We start from the raw sequence: 16,386 nt of genomic DNA, 5'->3' as shown, positions 1-16,386 counted from the left end.
CATACCGACCGGTTAGTCTGACCGCGCTGAGCCGAGTCGCGTCGTGTCGAAGGAGACCGATGGTGGAAGCCATGCAGGATGCGGGAGTCGTCGTCACCGGCGCCGGTGGGGGGATCGGGGCCGCGTTGGCCAGGCGGTTCGCCGCGGCGGGGGCGCGGGTCGTGGTCAACGACCTGGACGGGCGGAAGGCGAAGGCGGTGGCCGAGGAGATCGGTGCGATCGCGGTGCCGGGCGACGCCTCCGCGATCGTCGGGGACGCGCGGGACGCGCTCGGCGGCTCCATCGACGTGTACTGCGCCAACGCCGGCGTGGCCTTCGCGGACGGGGACATTGGCGGCCCGCTGGACGAGAAGACCTGGGCGCTGTCCTGGGACGTCAATGTGATGGCACACGTCCGCGCGGCCCACGCCCTGCTGCCGCACTGGCTGGAGCGGGGCAGCGGCCGGTTCGTCGCCACGGTGTCCGCCGCCGGGCTGATCAGCATGGTCGGCGCCCCTTCCTACAGCGTCACCAAGCACGGCGCCTACGCCTTCGCCGAGTGGCTGTCCCTGACGTACCGTCACCGGGGCCTGAAGGTGCACGCGATCTGCCCCGAGGGTGTGCGCACCGACATGCTCACGGCGAGCGGCGGCGCGGGCGAGGTGGTGCTGGCGCCGACCGCGATCGAGCCGGCGGAGGTGGCGGACGCGCTGTTCCGGGGCATCGAGGAGGACCGCTTCCTGATCCTGCCGCACCCGCAGACCGCCGAGCGCTACCGGATGCGCGCGGCCGACCCCGAGCGCTGGCTGGCCGGCATGAACCAGCTCCAGCAGAAGGTGGAGGAGGTCTTGTGAGCGGGTCCCCCTACGAGTCCCGGCCCTGGCTCGCCCTCCTGAACGAGGCCCAGCGGGTCCCCGTCGACCCCGCCGACTCGCTGGTGCACGCCCTGCGAGCCGCCGTCGCCGAGGCGCCCGAGCGCACCTTCCTGAGCTACTTCGACGCCCGGCTGAGCTACCGCGAGGTGGACGAACTCAGCGACTCGGTCGCCGCGCACCTCGCCGCGCGCGGCCTGGAGCACGGCGACCGGGTCGCCGTACTCCTCCAGAACTCCCCGCACTTCGTGCTGGCCGTGCTCGGCGCCTGGAAGGCGGGCGCGACCGTGGTGCCGGTCAACCCCATGTACAAGTCGGCCGAGGTCGGCCATGTGCTGCGGGACGCCGAGGCGGCCGCGCTGATCTGCTCCGACCGGGCGTGGGAGGCGTACCTGAGGGACACGGCCGCCGGCTCGCCGGTGCGGATCGTGCTGACCGGGTGCGAGCTGGACTTCCAGACGCGCGACGACGACCGGGTGCTGGCCTTCCAGCGGCTGCCCGAGGCCCCCGACGCCGACGACCTGGTGGCCGTGGCCCGGCGGGGCGGGCGGGCGCCCGAGGGGCGGGAGCCGGCGCCCGACGACATCGCGCTGATCAGCTACACCTCCGGCACCAGCGGTACCCCCAAGGGCGCCACCAACACCCACCGCAACATCATGTACACCGTGGAGCGGCAGCGCACCGGGCTCGCGCTGCCCGAGGGGCCGGTCTACTTCGCGCTCGCGCCCCTGTTCCACATCACCGGCATGGTCTGCCAGTTCGGCGCCTGTCTGAACAGCGCGGGCACCCTCGTGCTCGCCTACCGGTTCGAGCCGGGCGTCGTCCTGGAGGCGTTCGCCGAGCACCGCCCGGTGTTCACGGTCGGCCCCGCCACCGCGTTCATGGCGCTCGCCGCCCACCCCGGGGCGGGACCGGAGCACTTCGCCTCCTTCGCGCACCTGGCCTCCGGTGGAGCCCCGCTGCCGCCCGCACTGGTGGAAGGCTTCCGGGAGCGGTTCGGGGCGTACATCCGCAACGGGTACGGCCTCACCGAGTGCACCGCCCCCTGCGCCTCGGTGCCGACCACCCTGGAGGCGCCGGTCGACCCGGTCTCCGGGACGCTCGCGGTCGGTCTGCCCGGCCCCGACACGCTCGTGCGGATCGTGGACGACCAGGGCGCGGACGTGCCGTTCGGCGAGCAGGGCGAGATCGTGGTGCGCGGGCCCCAGGTGATCCCCGGCTATTGGCGGCGCCCGGACGCGACCGCCGAGACCTTCCCCGCGGGCGAGCTGCACACCGGCGACATCGGGTTCATGGACCCGCAGGGCTGGCTCTACGTCGTGGACCGCAAGAAGGACATGATCAACGCGGCCGGTTTCAAGGTGTGGCCGCGCGAGGTCGAGGACGTCCTGTACACCCACCCGGCGGTGCGCGAGGCGGCCGTCGTCGGCGTGCCCGACGGTTATCGCGGGGAGACCGTCAAGGCGTTCATCAGCCTGCGTCCGGGCGCCGAGGCGGACCCGGACGAACTCGCGGTGTACTGCAAGGAGAGACTGGCGGCCTACAAGTATCCGCGCCAGGTGGAGATCCTGCCCGAGCTGCCCAAGACCTCAAGTGGGAAGATCCTCCGGCGGGAGCTGCGTTCCCGCGGCAGCGCACAGCGGCAGGAATAGCGACATCAGCGACATCACGGAAAGGCAGGTGGCGGCAGTGCCCAGGACGACGGACGGCGACGGAGCACCTGTTCCGCAGCGGCTTCTGGCCGCCGCCACCCGGCTCTTCGCCGAGCAGGGCTACGACCGGACCTCCGTACAGGAGATCGTGGAGGCGGCCGGCGTCACCAAGGGGGCGCTGTACCACTACTTCGGCTCCAAGGACGACCTGCTGCACGAGGTGTACGCGCGCATGCTCCGCGTCCAGCAGGAGCGGCTCGACCACTTCGCCGGCCTGGACGCGCCGGTGGAGACGCGGCTGCGGGGGGCGGCGGCGGACGTCGTGGTGTCGACCATCGAGAACCTGGACGACGCCTCGATCTTCTTCCGCTCCATGCACCACCTGAGCCCGGAGAAGTTCAAGCAGGTACGGGCCGAGCGGCGCCGCTACCACGAAAGGTTCCGCGCGCTCATCGAGGAGGGGCAGAAGTCCGGCGTCTTCTCCACCGCGACCCCGGCCGACCTGGTCGTGGACTACCACTTCGGCTCCGTCCACCACCTGTCCACCTGGTACCGCCCGGACGGACCGATGAGCCCCCAGCAGGTCGCCGACCACCTGGCGGACCTGCTGCTGCGGGCGTTGCGCCCGTAAGCGTGCGTGAGGGGCGGCCGCCACGGCGACCGCCCCTCACGCGTGTCCGCCTACAGGTACTTCTTCAACTCCCGCCGCGCCAGCGACCGCTGGTGCACCTCGTCCGGCCCGTCGGCCAGCATCAGGGTGCGGGCGGCGGCGTAGACCTCGGCCAGCGGGAAGTCCTGGCTCACCCCGCCCGCGCCGTGCAGCTGGATCGCCCGGTCCAGGATCGCGACCACCGCGCGCGGCGTGGCGATCTTGATGGCCTGGATCTCGGTGTGCGCGCCCCGGTTGCCGACGGTGTCCATCAGCCAGGCCGTCTTCAGCACCAGCAGCCGCAGCTGCTCGACCGTCACCCGGGCGTCGGCGATCCAGTTCTGCACCACGCCCTGCTGGGCCAGCGGCTTGCCGAACGCGGTACGGGAGACCGCCCGGCGGCACATCAGCTCGATCGCCCGCTCGGCCATGCCGATCAGCCGCATGCAGTGGTGGATGCGGCCGGGACCGAGCCGGGCCTGCGCGATGGCGAAGCCGCCGCCCTCCTCGCCGATCAGATTGGTCACCGGCACGCGCACCCGGTCGAAGACCACCTCGGCGTGGCCGCCGTGGGAGTGGTCCTCGTAACCGAACACCTGCATGGCCCGCTGGACGGTCACCCCGGGCGTGTCGCGCGGGACCAGGACCATGGACTGCTGGCGGCGGATGTCCGCGCCGTCCGGGTCCGTCTTGCCCATCACGATGAAGATCTGGCAGTCCGGGCTCATCGCCCCGGAGATGTACCACTTGCGGCCGGTGATGACGTACTCGTCGCCGTCCCGCTCGATGAGGGTGGTGATGTTGGTGGCGTCCGAGGAGGCCACCTCCGGCTCGGTCATCGCGAACGCGGAACGGATCTCACCGGCGAGCAGCGGCTCCAGCCACCGCTTCTTCTGCGCCTCGTCGCCGAACTGCGCCAGCACCTCCATGTTCCCGGTGTCGGGCGCGGCGCAGTTGGTCGCGGTGGGCGCCAGGTGCGGGGACCGGCCGGTGATCTCGGCCAGCGGCGCGTACTGGAGGTTCGTCAGCCCCGCGCCGTACTCGGTGTCGGGCAGGAAGAGGTTCCACAGCCCCTGCCGGCGCGCCTCGGCCTTCAGCTCCTCGACCACGGCCGGGGTGTCCCAGGGGGAGGCGAGGGCGGCCCGCTGCTCCTCGGCGACCGGTTCGGCCGGGTAGACGTGCTCGTCCATGAAGGCGAGCAGCTTGGCACGCAGCTCCTCGGTGCGCGCGTCGAACGCGAAGTCCATGACGGTCAGCCTTCCTGAAGGGTGGTCAGTCCGTGGTCGATGAAGACGGGCACCAGCTCGCCGATCCGGTCGAAGCCGCGCCCGACCGTCTGGCCCAGCGTGAAGCGGTAGTGGATGCCCTCAAGGATCACGGCGAGCTTGAAGAAGGCGAACGCCTCGTACCAGGAGACGGCCGAGACGTCCCGCCCGGAGCGCGCCGCGTACCGCTCGACCAGCTCTTCCGGCGCCGGGTGGCCGGGCGCCTCGGCGGTCGTGGAGACGGGCGAGTTCGGCACGTCCAGGGAGCGGCTGTACATCACCAGCAGACCGAGGTCGGTCAGCGGGTCGCCCAGCGTGGACATCTCCCAGTCGAGGATCGCGGTGATCTTGTCGTCCGCCCCGATCAGCACGTTGTCCAGCCGGTAGTCCCCGTGGACGACCGCCGCGGCGGGCGAGACGGGCAGCTTGCGGCCGAGTTCGGCGTGCAGCTCGTCGATGCCGGGCAGTTCGCGGTTGCGGGAGGCGTCCAGCTGCTTGCCCCAGCGGCGCAGCTGCCGGTCCAGGTAGCCCTCGGGCCGGCCGAAGTCGCCGAGGCCCACCTCGGCGGGGTCCACCGCGTGCAGCTCGACCAGCGTGTCCACCAGGGACAGCACGGCGCCCCGCACGCGCTCCTCGCCGAGCGGGGCGAGCTGCGCGGCGGTGCGGTACGGGGTGCCCGCCACGAACTCCATCATGTAGAACGGCGCGCCGAGCACCTCCTCGTCCTCGCACAGCAGCACCGGCGCCGGGACCGGCACGGCGGTGGAGTGCAGGGCGCTGATCACCCGGTGTTCGCGCTTCATGTCGTGCGCGGTGGCCAGCACATGGCCGAGCGGCGGGCGGCGCACGACCCACCGGGAGGTGCCGTCGGAGACCGCGTAGGTGAGGTTCGACCGGCCGCCCTCGATCAGCCGTCCGCCGAGCGGTCCCCGCACCAGGCCGGGGCGCTCTCGCTCCAGCAGGGCGCGCAGCCGGTCCAGGTCGAGTCCGGGCGGGTGGTCGGCGCTCATGTGTCACTCCTACGAACGGTCGCGTACAGGACTCGACACATGATGCCGACCGGTCGGTATGTCGTCCAGTGCGTGCGGCGAACATGGCGGGAAACGTGACGGGGGCCACGGGGGAGCGGGCCCAGGGCCGGGCCCGGGAGCGCCTTCTCCCGGGGCTCAGTTCCCGGCGTTCCCGGCGTTCCCGGCGCGGAACTCCGCGAGCCTCTCGTACGCCGCCAGCCCGTCAGGCACCCACTCCCACTCGCCGAGGCGCCGCTCGACCTCCTCGTCGGTGAGGAAGTCGTGCCACTGGACCTCCTCCACCTGCGGCTTCACGGGCAGGTCGCAGCGCACCTCGTACACCGCCGACCACCAGGTCTTCCCGGCCCCGTCGTCGTAGAGGAACTTGAAGAGGTACGTCGGCCGGGGCAGCCCGGTCACGCCCAGCTCCTCCTCGGCCTCCCGCAGCGCCGCCTCGTCGTAGGACTCGCCCGCGCCCACGACGCCGCCGACGAACGGGTCGTACAGGGAGGGGAACACCAGCTTGGTCGCGGTGCGCTGATGGACGAACAGCCGTCCGGCGGCGTCCCGGGCCTGGATGAAGACGCAGCGGTGGCGCAGCCCGCGGTCGTACACCTCGCCGCGCGGCAACTGCCCGACGACGCGGTCGTGTTCGTCGACGATGTCGAGGATCTCGTCAGCAGGGTTCATGCCCTCATCCAAGCACGGGGGCGGCAGGGCAGGGCGCGGTGCGGCCGACGGCGCGGGTGCGGTGGACGGCGCGGCGGTGTGGACGGGGGGTACGGCGGAGGGCGCCGGAGTGGCGGACGGTGCGGCGCGGGTGCGGTGGACGGCGCCGTGGTGGTGGGCGGCGCGGGCCGGCGGAGGGCGCGCGCGTACCGCGGACGACGCGGTACGGCCCGCGGCTCAGCGGCGCTGGAGTTCGTGGGCCGGGGGTTCCGACTCCGTCGCGCCGCACGGCATCGCCGGGTGCATCCCGAGCAGCACGATGCCCGCGACCACCGCCGCGAGTCCGGCCGCCTCCCAGGCCAGCGCCCCGGTGTCGGTGCGCAGCCGGTCGCCGAGGAAGCCCACCCCGCACAGGATCCCGGCGAGCGGCTCGGCCGCGGTGAGCGCGGGCAGCGACATCCGCAGAGGCGCCGTCTCGAACGCGCTCTGCACCAGGACCAGTCCGGTGACCCCGCAGGCGAAGACGCCGTAGGGCTGCCAGCTGGTGAACAGCTCCGCGAGGCCGCCGTCGGAGAAGAGCGTGCCGCTCACCCGGGTCAGCGCGTCCTGCACCCCGTACAACAGCCCGGCCGCCAGGGCCAGCAGCACCGGACCCCAGTTCAGCCGGGAACGCTTGGCGTACGTCGTCAGGGCCAGGGCCGTGCCCACCATCAGGCCGATGATCAGCCAGTGCCGCAGCGGATCGGCGATGGCGCTGCCGGCCCGGGGCTCACCCGCCGTGATGAACGCGCTGACCCCGCCCGCGAGCAGCAGCAACCCCGCCCAGCCCTGGCGTCCCAGCGGCTGTCCGGTCTGGTACCGGGACAGCGCGAGCGCGAACAGCAGGTTGGTCGCGAGCAGCGGTTCCACCAGCGAGATCTCACCCTTGCCGAGCGCCACCGCGCCCAGCACCATGCCGGCCACCATCAGCCCGAGACCGCCGAGCCAGCGCGGCACCCGCATCAGGTCGAGCAACAGCCGGAACGACAGGAAGTCGCTCAGCGGCGCCTGCTGCGCGGCGTTCTGCTGGAGCACGAAACCGAGGCCCAGACAGCAGGCCGCGCCCACGGCGAGGAGGAGAACCAGAACCGACACGCTGCGTACCTCGATCATCCGGCCGGACCACGGACGCGTAGTGGCCGACTGTAGCGCTCCCGGGACGGCATTGCCCCGGAAGAACCCGGAAAGGGGCGGTTGCCTCGCCATGGTCCGCGCCCGGGGGGCCGGGCGCCATGGCGTACGCCACATCCCTCGGCACGGCGCGACGGTGTACGCCACAGCCGCGCGCCCCGAGCCGTTCCGGGTCCACCCGTCAGGCGGTCACGTATGTGCCGTATACCCCAATTTCCCTGCGGAGAACGGTAGTTGAACTCATTAACATCAGCATTCCGCTTGACGCAAACCTTGGCCTAGGGGTTTGCTGTCTGTGATCGGTCGATGGCAGCCCGAGAAACAGGAAGTCCCGCGGTGTCACCACTCCCGCCCCTGCTCGTCGTGCGCCGGGCCCGCACGGAACCCTCCGGCGCCCTCGTCCAGGACACCCCCGGCGCCTACGACGACGCCCTCGACGACGCCGAACTGCGCACCGCCCGCGCCGCGTTGGTCCAGGGTCGTCGCCAGACCGCCCGCGCCCTGCTGCTGCGCACCGGCGACGACTGGGACCGCCGGGGCCACCGGCTGACCGTGCTCGCCCGGGAGCCGTACGCCGCCGCCTGGGCCTTCGACTGGCTCCAGGCCGAACCCGCCTCCCCGGACGCCGCCGCGCTGCTCGCCCTCGCCCGCGTCCAGCGCGCCCTGCGCGGCCGGGAGGACCCCGAGCGGGCCCGCGCGGCCTGCGTCCGCGCCGCCGCGCTCGCCCCCGCCGACCCCACCCCCTGGCTCGGGTTGCTCCGCCTCGCCCGACTGCTCGGGCCCGAGCGCGAGGTGTTCGACGTCTTCGCCGAGGTGCGCCGCCGCCACCCCGAGCACCACCACGCCCACCATCTCGTCGTCGCCCGCCTCGCCGAGCGGCCCGCGGGCGGCCGGTTCGAGTCCCACGAGGTGCTCGACCTCGCCGAGCTGGCCGCCGCCGAGGCTCCCGCCGACTCCCCGCTGGCCGTCCTGCCCGTCGTCGCCCTCGCGGAGCGCTACCGGGTGCTCGCCGCCACCGGCCTCGCCCCGGCCGACCCCGCCGCCTCGGGACACTGGTCCGGGCCGCGCGCCCGCCGGATCCTGCGGGCCGGCTTCGACTGGTGGCTGGAGTGGGAGCACGACGAACACCCGCGCCGCCACATCGACCTCAACCACCTCGCCCACGCCCTGTCCTGCGCGGGCCGCCCCGCCGAGGCCGCCGTCCTCTTCCGCCGCATCGGCGCCCACGCCACCCGCGCGCCCTGGTGCTACCCGCACCGCGACCCGTGGATCGCCTTCCATACGGCCCGCGCCCGCGCGCACGCCCTGGCCCTGTCTTCCTGACGGGCCTCTTCGCGTCCGACGTGGGATTCCTGCCGGGCCTCTTCGTGCCCGGCCCGGGATTCCTGACGGGCCCCCTTCGCACACGGCCGGGGATTCCTGACAAGCCTCTTCGTGTCCGGCCCGGGAGCCCTGACGAGCCCCTTCGCGCAAGGCCCGGATTCCTTACGAAAGCCTGACCGCGGCCCCGATTCCCTGGCCACCCGGCGCGCCCGGTGCTCGAATGAAGACGTGAACCCCGAACCCCCCGAGGAGCGGGACGGCACCCCCGTCGGCCGCCGCGTCTTCCTCGGCACCCTCGGCCTGGGCGCCCTCGGCGTGCTCGCCGCGCCCGCCCTGCAACGCGGCCTGGACGCCCTCTCCGGCAACGACCCGACGGGCCTGACCGGGCTGCTGCCCAACGGCGGCGGCTTCCGCTACTACTCCGTCGCCGCCTCCGTGCCGGACAAGAACGCCACCGACTACCGCCTCACCGTCGACGGCCTGGTCGACCGCCCCCGCAGCTACACCCTGGCCGAGCTGCGCGCCCTCCCGCAGACCCGGCTGGTCAGGGACGTGCAGTGCGTCACCGGCTGGCGGGTGCCCGGCACGCCCTTCGAGGGCGTACGCCTCGCCGACCTGCTCGACGCCGCCGGTGTCCGCCCGACCGCCAGGGCCCTGCGCTTCACCTGCTTCGACGGCACCTACACCGAGAGCCTCACCCTCGACCAGGCCCGCCGCCCGGACGTCCTGGTCGCCCTGCGCATGCAGAACAAGGACATCGGCCACGACCACGGCGGCCCCGTCCGCCTCTACGTCGCCCCCATGTACTTCTACAAGTCCGCCAAGTGGCTCTCCGGCATCACCGTCACCGACCGGGTGCAGCCCGGCTACTGGGAGAACCTCGGCTACGACGTCGACGCCTGGGTCGGCCGTTCGAACGGACGCACCGATGAGCCCACGAGCTGACGCCCCGGCCCGCCCCGCCGCCCGGCTCCGCCGCTTCTCCCGGGCCGAACGCTGGATCCACCGGACCACGGCCGCGCTGATGGGCGTCTGCGTGGTGACCGCGGCCGTCCTCTACATCCCCCAGCTCGCCGTCCTGGTGGGCCGCCGCGAACTGGTCGTCCGGGTGCACGAGTGCGCCGGGCTCGCCCTGCCCGTCCCCGTCCTGCTCGGCCTGGCCTCCCGCGCCTTCCGCGCCGACCTGCGCTTCCTCAACCGGTTCGGCCCGCACGACAGGCTCTGGCTGCGGGCCGCCCTGCGCCGCGACCGGCGCCGGCAGGCGCGCCCGGCGGGCAAGTTCAACGCGGGGCAGAAGATCTACGCCGCCTGGATCGCCGGTGCCACCCTGGTCATGCTCGGCACCGGCCTGCTGATGTGGTTCACCCACCTCGCCCCGCTGGTCTGGCGCACCTCGGCCACCTTCGTCCACGACTGGCTGGCCCTCACCATCGCCGTCGTCCTCGCGGGCCACATCGGCATGGCGCTCGGCGACCCGGAGGCGCGGAGGGGACTGCGCACGGGGACGGTGAGCGAGGAGTGGGCGAAGCGGCAGCACCCTTTGTGGCGGCCGCGGCCGTGAACGCGCCCGCCCCTCCGCGACCTCCGGATCGAAGAGGGGCAGGTGGGCCGTCGGCGTCGTACGGTGGCCGAACCACCGTCGTACGGCGCTGGCTAGAACACCAGCGACAGCACCAGCACCAGCGCGCCGCCGACCACCGACAGGATCGTCTCCATGATCGACCACGTCTTGACGGTCTGTCCGACGCTGAGCCCGAAGTACTCCTTGACCAGCCAGAACCCGGCGTCGTTGACGAAGCTGAAGAAGAGCGAGCCGGCGCCGATCGCGAGGACCAGCAGGGCCGTGTGCGTGGTCGACATGTCCGCCGCGAGCGGGGCGACCAGACCGGCGGCCGAGACCGTGGCCACCGTCGCCGAGCCGGTCGCGAGGCGGATCACCACGGCGATCAGCCAGGCCAGCAGCACCGCGGGGATCGACCAGTTCTTGGAGACGTCCAGGATCATCTGGCCGACGCCGCAGTCGATCAGCGTCTGCTTGAAGCCGCCGCCCGCGCCCACGATCAGCAGGATGCCGGCGATGGGCATCAGGCCCTTCTCCACCGTGGACTGCAGCCGCTCCTTGCTGAACCCGGCGGGGCGGCCCAGCGTGAAGAAGCCGACGATCACGGCGGCGAGCAGGGCTATCAGCGGGGCGCCGATGACGTCGAAGACACGCTGCGTGGTGTCGGCGGGGTCGTCGATGACGATGTCCACCAGCGCCTTGAGCAGCATCAGCGCCACCGGCAGCAGGATGGTGACGAGCGTCGCGCCGAAGCCCGGACGGCGCGTCAGGTCCTCGGAGGGCCGCTGCGGCAGCATCCGTTCGGGCGCGGGGACGTCCACCCAGCGGGCCGCGATCCTGGAGAACAGCGGGCCGCCGACGATCACGGTCGGGACGGCGACCAGGATGCCGAAGGCCAGCGTGACGCCCAGGTTGGCGTGCAGCGCGGAGATCGCGACCAGCGGGCCGGGGTGCGGCGGGATCAGTCCGTGCATCACGGACAGGCCGGCGAGCGCCGGGATGCCGATGCGCATCAGGGAGTAGTTGCCGCGCTTGGCGACCATCAGCACCACGGGGATCAGCAGCACGATGCCGACCTCGAAGAAGATCGGCAGCCCGATCACGGAGGCGATGAGCACCATCGCCCACGGCATCGCCCGGCCCCCGGCCCTGGCCAGGATCGTGTCCACGATCTGGTCCGCGCCCCCGGAGTCGGCGAGCAGTCTGCCGAGTGCCGCGCCCAGCGCGATCAGCACACCGACGCTCGCGACCGTGGCGCCGAGCCCGGTGGTGAAGCTGGTGAGCACCTTGTCGAGCGGCGCTCCGGCGGCCGCGCCGAGCGCCAGCGACCCGATGGTCAGCGCCAGGAAGGCATGCAGCTTGAACTTGGTGATGAGCAGGACGATCACCGCGATGCCCACCAGGACGGCGATGCCCAGCTGGGCGTGGCCTGCGGTGGAGATCGGCGGAGGGGTGTCCGCTGCCAGCATCTCGACGCTGAGTCTGGTCACGGGGTTTCCTTGCGGTTACGGGGAGTTGGGGAGAGGCGCTACTGCGGCGCGGATGCGGTGGACAGTCCGTTCAGCGCTTGTACGGCGCGTTCGGTGATCTCCCGGGGATCGCCGCTGACGTCCACGGCGACGCCGGCCTCGTCCGGCCCCAGGGGCTCCAGCGTGGCGAACTGCGAGTCCAGCAACGCGGTCGGCATGAAGTGGCCCTGCCGGTGCGCCATCCGGTCCTCGATCAGCTTCCGGTCGCCCGTCAGGTGCACGAACACGACCCCGGGCGCCACGGCCCGCAGCCGGTCGCGGTACGCCCGCTTCAGCGCCGAACTGCTGACCACCCCGCCGAGCCCCGCCCGCCCGTGCGCCCAGTGGCCGATGGCGTCCAGCCAGGGCCGGCGGTCACTGTCGTCGAGCGGGACACCGGCCGTCATCTTGTCGATGTTGGCCTGGGGGTGGAAGTCGTCACCCTCGGCGTACGGGACGCCCAGCCGCGCGGCGAGCAGGGGACCGATCGTGGTCTTGCCCGTCCCCGCGACGCCCATCACGACGACGACCTGGGGGGTTCGCATGTACTGCCTCGCTGTCTTCCTCGACATCCGACGCCACGGCGGCGTCGCCACACTGAAACCCATTAGGTACGACGAATTCAAGAGTCTGTGATGTATAAGTCTGACTTTTTGTTTCCGTGACCTACGCCGTACGCTGAGTGCATGAGCACACCGGGCCGGGGGCTGCACGGCCGCGTACTGGACTCCCTCGGCCCCGCGATCACCGCGGGCGAGTACCCGCCGGGCAGCATCCTGCGTACCGACGAACTCGCCCAGCACTTCGAGGTGTCACGCTCCGTGATGCGCGAGGCGGTGCGGGTGCTCGAATCCATGCACCTGGTCGAGTCCCGCCGCCGGGTGGGCGTGACCGTCCGCCCCAAGTGCGAGTGGAACGTCTACGACCCGCAGGTCATCCGCTGGCGGCTGGCCGGCACCGACCGCCCCCACCAGCTGCGCTCGCTCACCGTGCTGCGCTCCGCGATCGAACCGGCCGCGGCGGGACTCGCGGCACGGCTCGCCACCGCCGAACAGTGCGCCGAACTCACCGAGTGCGCGCTCGGCATGGTCGCCCACTCACGCGGCCACCAGCTGCGGGAGTACCTGTTCCACGACGTCGCCTTCCACCGCGTCATCCTCACCGCGTCGGGCAACGAGATGTTCGCGCGGCTCGGCGACGTGGTGGCCGAGGTGCTGACCGGCCGCACCCAGCACGAGGTGATGTTCGAGGACCCCGACCCGGAGGCCGTCACCCTGCACGTCCGGGTGGCCGAGGCGGTCCGCGCCCGGGACGCGGTCCGCGCCGAGGAACTCACCCGGCAGATCACCGTGGGCGCGCTGCACGAACTGGACATCCTGGCGCCGTAGCCGACGCCAGGGGAGGGCCCTACTCCAGGAAGTCCCCGTCCACGTACACCCACGCCCCGTCCACCCGCTCGAACCGGCTGCGCTCGTGCAGCGAGCCGCCCCGGTAGGACGCGCGGAAGGTCACCGTCCCCGTGCTGTGGAAGGCCGACCCGTCGGCGCCGTCCAGGATCTCCAGACCGGTCCACCTCGTCCGCGGATCGAGGTCCAGACGCTCCGGCCGGGTCCGCGGGTGCCAGGTGCGCAGCAGATAGCCCGTGTCCCCCTTGACGAACGCGCTGTACCGCGAGCGCATCAGCAGCTCGGCGGTCGGCGCGTCCGCGGCGCCCGCGTGGAAACGGCCGCAGCAGGCGTCGTAGGACCGCGGCGGTCCGCAGGGGCAGGTGCGCGTGCTCATGGGCCCATTGTGCCGGGAGTCGGGTGGGCGTCCGCCGCCGGGCGGGTGCACAGTGGAGAACGGGCGGCCGCACAGCACGTGCGGTACCGCGTGAGGGCACCCCGGAGGAGGGACGGACGATGACCCGACCCGTCAGCAGCAGCCATCCTCCCGCCGTCAAGGAGTGGCGGCTGAACCTGTACCTTTCCGAGCACGACCCGGACACCACGGCCCGGATCGTCCTGGACACCGGGGACAACGTCCTGGAGAGCCACGCCGAGGCCCGCCGCAACCCGTACGACCGCGACGTCCCCGAGATCGGCGACGAACTCGCCGCCGGGCGCGCCCTGATCGCGATGGGCAGGCTGCTGGTGCGCGCGGCCAACGGCGACATGCGGGCGCTGGGCGCGGCCGACGAGGAGAGCCCGGCGCCGCTCTGGCTGCCCCGGGAGTGACGGAGGCCGCCGTGCGTTTCACCGATCGAGTGGAGGCGGGAGAGCGACTCGGCGCCCGCCTGGGTTTCCTGCGTGGCGAGGACGTGGTGGTGCTGGGGCTGCCGCGCGGGGGAGTGCCGGTGGCCGCGCAGGTCGCCGAAGCCCTGGACGCTCCGCTGGACGTCCTCGTCGTACGGAAACTCGGCGTGCCCTACCAGCCAGAACTGGCGATGGGCGCGATCGGGGAGGACGGCGTACGGGTGCTCAACGCGGACGTGCTGCGTGCCACCGGCGTTCGCGACGACGAACTCGCCCGCGTCGAGGAACGCGAGCGGCGGGTGCTCGCCGAACGCGCCGAACGCTACCGGGGCGAGTGCCCCTCCGTGCCGCTCGCCGGCCGCACCGCGGTGATCGTGGACGACGGGGTCGCCACCGGCTCCACCGCCCGCGTCGCCTGCCGGGTCGCCCGCGCCCGCGGCGCCGCCCGCATCGTGCTCGCGGTCCCCGTCGCCCCCCGCGACTTCGCCCGCCGTCTCGGCGGCGACGCCGACGACCTGGTCTGCCTGGACACGCCCTGGGACTTCGCAGCCGTCGGGCAGTTCTACGACGACTTCGCGCAGACCGAGGACGCGGAGGTCACGGCCTGTCTGCGCCAGACCCGTCGGACGAGGGCCGGCCGGGAGAAGCGTCGCACGAGCGCCGACCCCGAAGTGACGGTGCCGGCCGGCGCCGTACGGCTGGGCGGGAACCTGACCCTGCCCGAGGACGCCCTGGGCATCGTCGTCTTCGCGCACGGCAGCGGCAGCAGCCGGCACAGCCCCCGCAACCGGTACGTCGCCGAGGGCCTGCACCGCGCCGGGCTCGGCACCCTGCTGTTCGACCTGCTCACCGACGCGGAGGCGCGCGACCGGGACAACGTGTTCGACATCCCGCTGCTCGCCGGGCGGCTGCTGGCCGCCACCCACTGGCTGCGCGAGGAACCCGCCGCGGCGGGCCTCGCCCTCGGCTACTTCGGCGCCAGCACCGGCGCGGCCGCCGCGCTGTGGGCCGCCGCCGACCCCGCGGCACGCCCCGCCGCCGTCGTCTCCCGGGGCGGCCGCCCCGACCTCGCGGGCCCCCGGCTCCCCGAGGTCACCGCGCCCACCCTGCTGATCGTCGGCGGCGCCGACCCCCTGGTCCTCGACCTCAACCGGGACGCCCAGCGCCGGCTGCGCTGCGAGAACCGGCTGGAGACCGTACCCGGCGCCACCCACCTCTTCGAGGAACCGGGCACCCTGGAACGGGTGACCGAGCTGGCCCGCGACTGGTTCACGGACCACATGGCACCCGCGCACGTCTGATGCCATGCCCGGGAACGCGATCACGGTGTTCCTCGCCGGCGACGTCATGCTCGGCAGGGGAGTCGACCAGATCCTCCCGCACCCCGGCCCTCCCCTCCTGCGGGAGGACTACCTCCACGACGCCCGCGACTACGTCGCCCTCGCCGAGGCCGTCAACGGCCCCATCCCCCGCCCCGTGGACTTCGGTTGGCCCTGGGGCGAGGCACTGCCCGCACTGGAGGCCGCCGCCCCGGACGCCCGCGTCGTCAACCTGGAGACCGCCGTCACCGCGGACGGCGCCTTCGCCCCCGGCAAGGCCGTCCACTACCGGATGCACCCCGCCAACCTGCCCTGCCTCACCGCCGCCCGCCCCGACGTCTGCGTCCTCGCCAACAACCACGTCCTCGACTTCGGACCGCGCGGCCTGGAGGACACCCTGACGTCCCTGGAGACGGCGGGACTGCGCACGGCGGGCGCGGGCCGCACCGCGGACACGGCCCGGCGGCCGGCGGAGATCCCGCTGCGGACGGGCGGCCGCCTCCTGGTCTTCGCCTACGGCCTGCCCTCCAGCGGCATCCCGGGCACCTGGGCCGCCACCGCCGAACGGCCCGGCGTGGCCCTGCTCACCGAGGGCGCGGCGGAGGACCTCGCCGACCGGCTGCGCCCGCTGCGCCGCCCCGGCGACCTCGTCATCGTCTCCCTCCACTGGGGCCCCAACTGGGGCTACGGCGTCTCCCGCGCCGAGACCCGCCTCGCCCACGCCTTCATCGACGCGGGCGCCGACCTCGTCCACGGCCACTCCTCGCACCACCCGCGCCCCCTAGAGATCCACCGGGACCGGCTCGTCCTGTACGGCTGCGGGGACCTCGTGGACGACTACGAGGGCATCCGCGGCTACGAGCAGTACCGCGACGACCTCCGCCTGCTGTACCTCGCCGCCCTCGACCCCGGCGGCGGCCGGCTCACCGGCCTCACGCTGGTCCCCTTCCAGGCCCGCCGCATGCGCCTCGAACCCGCCTCTCCCGAGGACACCGCCTGGCTGCGCACGACCCTCGACACCCGTGCCCGGGGCGCCCGCGTCGAACGGGGAGCCGACGGCACACTCCTCGTACGGGCCGCCTAGCTGTTCTGTCCGGGGAGGTTGTGGACGGGTGAGCCAGGTCTCGGCTGAGGGATCTTGAACAGGTGAGGGCCTTCCGGTTCGGTGTGGATTG

17 protein-coding genes are annotated in these 16,386 nt (G+C 73.0%); 10 read left to right on the top strand and 7 right to left on the bottom strand.

Annotation, left to right across the window (positions count from 1 at the left end):
* The first annotated feature begins 59 nt into the window (after window positions 1-59).
* From ACWDD7_RS25750 to ACWDD7_RS25740, 3 genes are read left to right on the top strand one after another with little or no spacing between them, the layout of a single operon-like run.
* Window positions 60-833, top strand: coding sequence for an SDR family oxidoreductase (locus ACWDD7_RS25750; protein ID WP_351874262.1), 774 nt, complete (start codon window positions 60-62; stop codon window positions 831-833).
* Window positions 830-2,503: a class I adenylate-forming enzyme family protein gene (locus tag ACWDD7_RS25745; protein WP_450459096.1), complete on the top strand. Its 1,674-nt coding sequence runs from the start codon at window positions 830-832 to the stop codon at window positions 2,501-2,503. The genes ACWDD7_RS25750 and ACWDD7_RS25745 overlap by 4 nt, the downstream gene beginning before the upstream one ends.
* Window positions 2,504-2,540: 37 nt before the next feature.
* Complete coding sequence (locus tag ACWDD7_RS25740) at window positions 2,541-3,134, top strand: TetR/AcrR family transcriptional regulator (protein WP_392217297.1); 594 nt, start codon at window positions 2,541-2,543, stop codon at window positions 3,132-3,134.
* 50 nt (window positions 3,135-3,184) lie between these two features.
* Here the strand turns inward: ACWDD7_RS25740 and ACWDD7_RS25735 are convergent, their stop codons facing one another.
* The 4 genes from ACWDD7_RS25735 to ACWDD7_RS25720 all read right to left on the bottom strand — a co-directional run bounded on the left by ACWDD7_RS25735 (window position 3,185) and on the right by ACWDD7_RS25720 (window position 7,230).
* On the bottom strand, window positions 3,185-4,399 hold the full coding sequence (locus ACWDD7_RS25735; RefSeq protein WP_450459095.1) for an acyl-CoA dehydrogenase family protein: 1,215 nt from the start codon (window positions 4,397-4,399) through the stop codon (window positions 3,185-3,187).
* 5 nt (window positions 4,400-4,404) lie between these two features.
* A complete protein-coding gene (locus ACWDD7_RS25730; RefSeq protein ID WP_450459094.1) occupies window positions 4,405-5,427 on the bottom strand; it encodes a phosphotransferase family protein in 1,023 nt (340 codons plus the stop codon).
* 156 nt (window positions 5,428-5,583) lie between these two features.
* Window positions 5,584-6,117 carry an NUDIX hydrolase gene (locus ACWDD7_RS25725; RefSeq protein WP_351874249.1) on the bottom strand — a complete coding sequence of 178 codons (534 nt, stop codon included), beginning with the start codon at window positions 6,115-6,117 and terminating at the stop codon, window positions 5,584-5,586.
* A 216-nt stretch (window positions 6,118-6,333) separates the two neighbouring features.
* Window positions 6,334-7,230 (bottom strand): DMT family transporter, encoded by an 897-nt coding sequence (locus ACWDD7_RS25720; protein WP_351874246.1) that lies wholly within the window; start codon window positions 7,228-7,230, stop codon window positions 6,334-6,336.
* Between the two features lie 372 nt (window positions 7,231-7,602).
* Between ACWDD7_RS25720 and ACWDD7_RS25715 the strand changes: the two genes are divergently transcribed.
* From ACWDD7_RS25715 to ACWDD7_RS25705, 3 genes are all read left to right on the top strand, one after another.
* The gene (locus ACWDD7_RS25715; RefSeq protein WP_450459093.1) at window positions 7,603-8,589 is read left to right on the top strand and encodes a hypothetical protein; all 987 of its coding nucleotides are present in this window, start codon (window positions 7,603-7,605) and stop codon (window positions 8,587-8,589) included.
* Window positions 8,590-8,817: 228 nt separating this feature from the next.
* Complete coding sequence (locus tag ACWDD7_RS25710) at window positions 8,818-9,534, top strand: molybdopterin-dependent oxidoreductase (RefSeq protein ID WP_450459092.1); 717 nt, start codon at window positions 8,818-8,820, stop codon at window positions 9,532-9,534.
* Window positions 9,518-10,150, top strand: a complete 633-nt coding sequence (locus ACWDD7_RS25705; RefSeq protein WP_351874239.1) for a cytochrome b/b6 domain-containing protein — start codon at window positions 9,518-9,520, stop codon at window positions 10,148-10,150. The genes ACWDD7_RS25710 and ACWDD7_RS25705 overlap by 17 nt, the downstream gene beginning before the upstream one ends.
* Window positions 10,151-10,242: 92 nt before the next feature.
* Here ACWDD7_RS25705 and ACWDD7_RS25700 read toward each other — a convergent pair whose 3' ends face one another.
* Together ACWDD7_RS25700 and ACWDD7_RS25695 are read right to left on the bottom strand one after the other, a co-directional pair.
* Window positions 10,243-11,640, bottom strand: a complete 1,398-nt coding sequence (locus tag ACWDD7_RS25700; RefSeq protein WP_392218824.1) for a GntP family permease — start codon at window positions 11,638-11,640, stop codon at window positions 10,243-10,245.
* Window positions 11,641-11,678: 38 nt separating this feature from the next.
* Window positions 11,679-12,203, bottom strand: a complete 525-nt coding sequence (locus ACWDD7_RS25695; protein WP_392218822.1) for a gluconokinase — start codon at window positions 12,201-12,203, stop codon at window positions 11,679-11,681.
* 141 nt (window positions 12,204-12,344) lie between these two features.
* Here ACWDD7_RS25695 and ACWDD7_RS25690 point away from each other — a divergent pair, with 141 nt between their 5' ends.
* Window positions 12,345-13,046 carry a FadR/GntR family transcriptional regulator gene (locus ACWDD7_RS25690; RefSeq protein WP_351874231.1) on the top strand — a complete coding sequence of 234 codons (702 nt, stop codon included), beginning with the start codon at window positions 12,345-12,347 and terminating at the stop codon, window positions 13,044-13,046.
* A gap of 19 nt (window positions 13,047-13,065) precedes the next feature.
* Here the strand turns inward: ACWDD7_RS25690 and ACWDD7_RS25685 are convergent, their stop codons facing one another.
* Window positions 13,066-13,440 carry a YchJ family protein gene (locus ACWDD7_RS25685; RefSeq protein ID WP_450459091.1) on the bottom strand — a complete coding sequence of 125 codons (375 nt, stop codon included), beginning with the start codon at window positions 13,438-13,440 and terminating at the stop codon, window positions 13,066-13,068.
* Between the two features lie 119 nt (window positions 13,441-13,559).
* Here ACWDD7_RS25685 and ACWDD7_RS25680 point away from each other — a divergent pair, with 119 nt between their 5' ends.
* Genes ACWDD7_RS25680 through ACWDD7_RS25670 form a run of 3 tightly spaced genes read left to right on the top strand, consistent with a single transcriptional unit; the run spans window position 13,560 to window position 16,295 of the window.
* Window positions 13,560-13,874, top strand: a complete 315-nt coding sequence (locus ACWDD7_RS25680) for a dsRBD fold-containing protein (RefSeq protein ID WP_351874226.1) — start codon at window positions 13,560-13,562, stop codon at window positions 13,872-13,874.
* 11 nt (window positions 13,875-13,885) lie between these two features.
* Window positions 13,886-15,193: a phosphoribosyltransferase family protein gene (locus ACWDD7_RS25675; RefSeq protein WP_450459090.1), complete on the top strand. Its 1,308-nt coding sequence runs from the start codon at window positions 13,886-13,888 to the stop codon at window positions 15,191-15,193.
* Between the two features lie 4 nt (window positions 15,194-15,197).
* Window positions 15,198-16,295 (top strand): CapA family protein, encoded by a 1,098-nt coding sequence (locus ACWDD7_RS25670; RefSeq protein ID WP_450459089.1) that lies wholly within the window; start codon window positions 15,198-15,200, stop codon window positions 16,293-16,295.
* The last annotated feature ends 91 nt before the right edge of the window (window positions 16,296-16,386 follow it).

It is taken from the genome of Streptomyces sp. NPDC001056, from assembly GCF_053598955.1.
This window is presented reverse-complemented; position numbering and strand designations above follow the sequence as displayed.